1 protein-coding gene is annotated in these 3,524 nt (G+C 77.5%); it reads left to right on the top strand.

Annotated features, from left to right (window positions below; translation table 11 throughout):
• The first annotated feature begins 218 nt into the window (after positions 1-218).
• Entirely contained in the window at positions 219-3,056 is a 2,838-nt protein-coding gene (locus ACIQOV_RS33020) for an FtsK/SpoIIIE domain-containing protein (protein WP_401054410.1), read from the top strand.
• Positions 3,057-3,524: the final 468 nt, after the last annotated feature.

Raw genomic sequence — 3,524 nt, 5'->3', positions numbered from 1 at the left:
CTAGGGAAGGTCCCGGGCACCCCGCGAGGAGGCGGTCGGCCCTGACTCCCCGTCGCCCCGTCACGGTGCCGATCGCAAGATCGTCAAATCCGGTACGGTGCGCGGACCGTCCTCGACGGATGGCAGGATGGACACTCGCCACTCGTGTGGCCCAACGGTGCCCACGGCACCGGGCAGCGGTACCAGGTTCACATCAGCAGAAGGGACCCGCGGGCGAGATGCAGATCCGGCTGACCGTCCTCCGACCGCGCAGCGGCCCGGCCGCCGCCGGCTCCGCCATCCCCTACGTGGACGTGCTGGTCACCGCGCCCGTCGGCACCGCACTCGGCGCCATCGCGGGTGCGCTCGCCGGCGCCGTGGGCGTGCGCGGGCCGCGGGCCGCCACCCACGTGCACCTGTACGCCGGGGCGCACCGGGTCGACGAGCACACCCTGCTCGGCCACCCCCCGCTGCTCGACGGCGCCGTCCTCAGCCTGAACGAGCCCGACCCGACCGCCGACGACCCCGACGACGCCCCCGCCGCCGCCGAGCTGCGCGTGGTCGGCGGCCCCGACGCCGGCGGCGTGCACCGGCTGCACGGCCGGGAGATCCGGGTCGGCCGCTCCGCCGAGGCCGACGTCCCGCTCGACGACCCGGACGTCTCCCGGCTCCACCTCTCCCTGCACCTCGCCGAGGACGGCCGGGTCTCCGCGCGCGACCTCGGCTCCACCAACGGCACCACGCTGGACGGCCGGCTCGTCCCGCCCGGCCCGCCGGAGGCCGCCGTCCCGCTGGAGCCCGGCGCCGTGCTGCGGATCGGCGAGTCCACCCTCCAGGTGACCACCCCCGCCCCGGCCGAGGCCGCCGGCACCGCCCGCGCCGCCCTGCCGGACGGCAACGGCCACCTCCAGCTCGCCGCCCCCGGCCCGGCCCGGCCCGCGCCGCCCGTGGTCGAGCCGCCCACCGCCCCCGAACCGGCCCCCGGCCGCGGCCGCGGCCTGTTCTCCCTGCTGCCCGGCCGCACCGCCGAGCCGCCCGGCCAGGAGAGCGCCGAGCGCCACCACGCCGCGGTGCGGCTGCGCCAGACCGCCGCCCAGCGCGAGCGCTGGCCCGACCTCGCCACCCTGCTGCTCAACGCCGTCGGCCCCGGCCCCCGCCTCTGGGAACGCGGCCCCGGCCACCCCGACGCGCTCACCCTGCGCCTGGGCACCGCCGACCGCCCCGGCGGCCCCGGCACCACACCCGGCACCACGCTGCCCGCCGTCCCGGTCACCCTCGACCTCCAGACCGCCGGCAGCCTCGGCCTCAGCGGCCCGCGCGAGCGCCTGGACGCGCTCACCCGCGCCGTCGTCGCCCAGCTCGCCGCGCTGCACCCGCCGACCGGGCTGAGCCTGGTCGTGGTCGACGCCGACCAGGCCCGCACCGCCGAGGAGCGCGCCGACACCTGGGCCTGGGCCCTGTGGCTGCCCCACCTGCGCCCGGTCGACGGCCAGGACTGCCGACTGCTGATCGGCCTCGACGACGAACAGGCCACCGCCCGGCTGACCGAGCTCACCGCCCGGCTCAGCGGCCCCAGCGGCCTCGGCGGCCACCCCGCGACCGTGGTCGTGGTGGACGGCCGACCGGCCACCGAAGCCGCCCGCCAGGCACTCGACCTGCTGCTGCGCCAGGGCCCGGCGGTCGGCATCTTCCCGATCTGCCTCGCCGAGCAGCCCGAACTGCTCCCCCGGGGCCTCGGCGCCACCGCCCTGATCACCGGCGAGGTCGGCACCCAGCTCTCGCTGAACCGCCCGGTCGCCCGCGGCCGGGAAGCCCTCCACGAGGTGTCGCTGGACGCCGTCTCGGACGCCTGGGCCGAACGGCTGGCCCGCGTCCTCGCCCCGCTGCGCGAGGCCGTCCCGGCCGCCCGCGGCCCGCTGCCCGACGTGCTGCGGCTGCTCGACCTGCTCCAGCTCGACACCGTCACCCCGGCCAAGCTGTCCGCCCGCTGGGAGGCGCACGCCGGCGGCATCGGCGCCGCCACCGCCCTGCTCGGCACCACCCGCGACGAGCTCTGCACCCTCGACCTGGCCGACCCCGAACTCACCCTCCCCTCCCCCGACCCGGGCGGCCCGCACCTGCTGATCGGCGGCGCCCGCGGCTCCGGCAAGACCGAGCTGCTGCGCACCCTGGTCGCCTCGCTCGCCGTCTCCGAACGACCCGAGCGGCTGACCGTCACGATCATCGAGGGCCGGGCCACCCCGGACGGCCAGGACGGCCTCGACGGCTGCACCGACCTGCCGCACGTCACCGGCCGGGTGAACGCCGCCGCCGACCCGCGCGCCGCACTGCTCGCCGCCGAGGCACTGGAGGACGAACTCGCCCTGCGGGAGCGGCTGTTCGACGGGCTGGACTTCGCCTCCTGGCACGCCGCACGGATCCTCGACGAGCAGGGCCTGGACGGGCGGGAGGCGCACGCGGAGCACCCCAGGGTCCCGGTGCCCGCCGCCGTCGGCGGCGGCGCGGCCACCACGCCCCGGATCATCCCGCCACGCAGCGCGGAGGGCCCCCGCCCGACCGGGCCCGCCGCCGCGCCCGCCCGGCTGGTCGTCGTCGTCGACGACTACGACGCGCTGCTCTCCCCCACCTCCGCCGCCGGCCGCCCGCTCACCCGCGCGCTGGCCGCCGTCGCCCGCCGCGGCGGACCGCTCGGCGTGCACCTCGCCGTCGCCACCGGCCGCCCGGAGGAGAGCGCCGGCACCGAGGTGGACGAGGCCGCGCTGCTCCGGATCGCCCTGCGCACCGACGACCCGGCCGACTCCGACCTGCTGATCCACCTCGGCGACGCGGCGGCCCTGCCCGAGGACACCCCCGGCCGCGGCTACCTCCGCCTCCCGGACGGCGGCGTCACCGCCTTCCAGACCGCCCGGATCAGCGGCCGCATCCCACGCACCGCCACCCTGCGGCCCACCGTCGTCGCCATAGACCCGCTCCAGCTCGGCGCCCCGCCTGCCCGCCGCCCGGTCCGCGAGCTCGGCAACGGGCCCACCGACCTCGCCCTCCTCGCCAGCGCCCTCCAGCGCGCCGCCGCCCGCTGACGGCCCCGCCTCGTTCTGCGCAGGAAGTCGGCCCGGCCGACTTCCTGCGCAACCGGTGGCCCCGGCCAAAACCCACCGGGGCCACCGAACCCATTCACTTCGCCTCACAGCCCGTTGCCGCTTCGGTTTGGCCGAAGCGGCAACGGCTACGCCACCACTCCCCGCACAGGAAGTCGGCCTGACCGACTTCCTGTGCGGAGAGAGCCAAAACCGCCACGCTCCTCAACACAGGTCGCCCACCCGCCCCTCCCCGCCGGGACAACAAGGTCCAGGCGGCCCGGCCGAGAGAGACAAGCCGGAACAGCGGCAACAGGTCCGGTGACCGATCAAAGAAGTTGGGCGGGCCCGCGTCCCCCGACGCGGGCCCGCCCAAAGAAAAGGCAGGGAGAGAAGGGAGCATCCCACCCAGAACGGAACCGCGGCGTGGTGGGGCAGAGGGTTGGTAGTGGTGTTGATATAGGTGGGCGC

It is taken from the genome of Kitasatospora sp. NPDC091257 (assembly GCF_044757675.1).
Classification (GTDB): Bacteria; Actinomycetota; Actinomycetes; order Streptomycetales; family Streptomycetaceae; genus Kitasatospora; species Kitasatospora lactacystinica.
The sequence above is the reverse complement of the archived record's forward strand: the minus strand, read 5'-3'. Positions and strand labels throughout refer to the sequence as shown.

Excerpts from the sequence above, each read along its gene's own strand:
- ACIQOV_RS33020 (WP_401054410.1), top strand. The coding sequence starts at position 219 with ATGCAGATCCGGCTGACCGTCCTCCGACCGCGCAGCGGCCCGGCCGCC.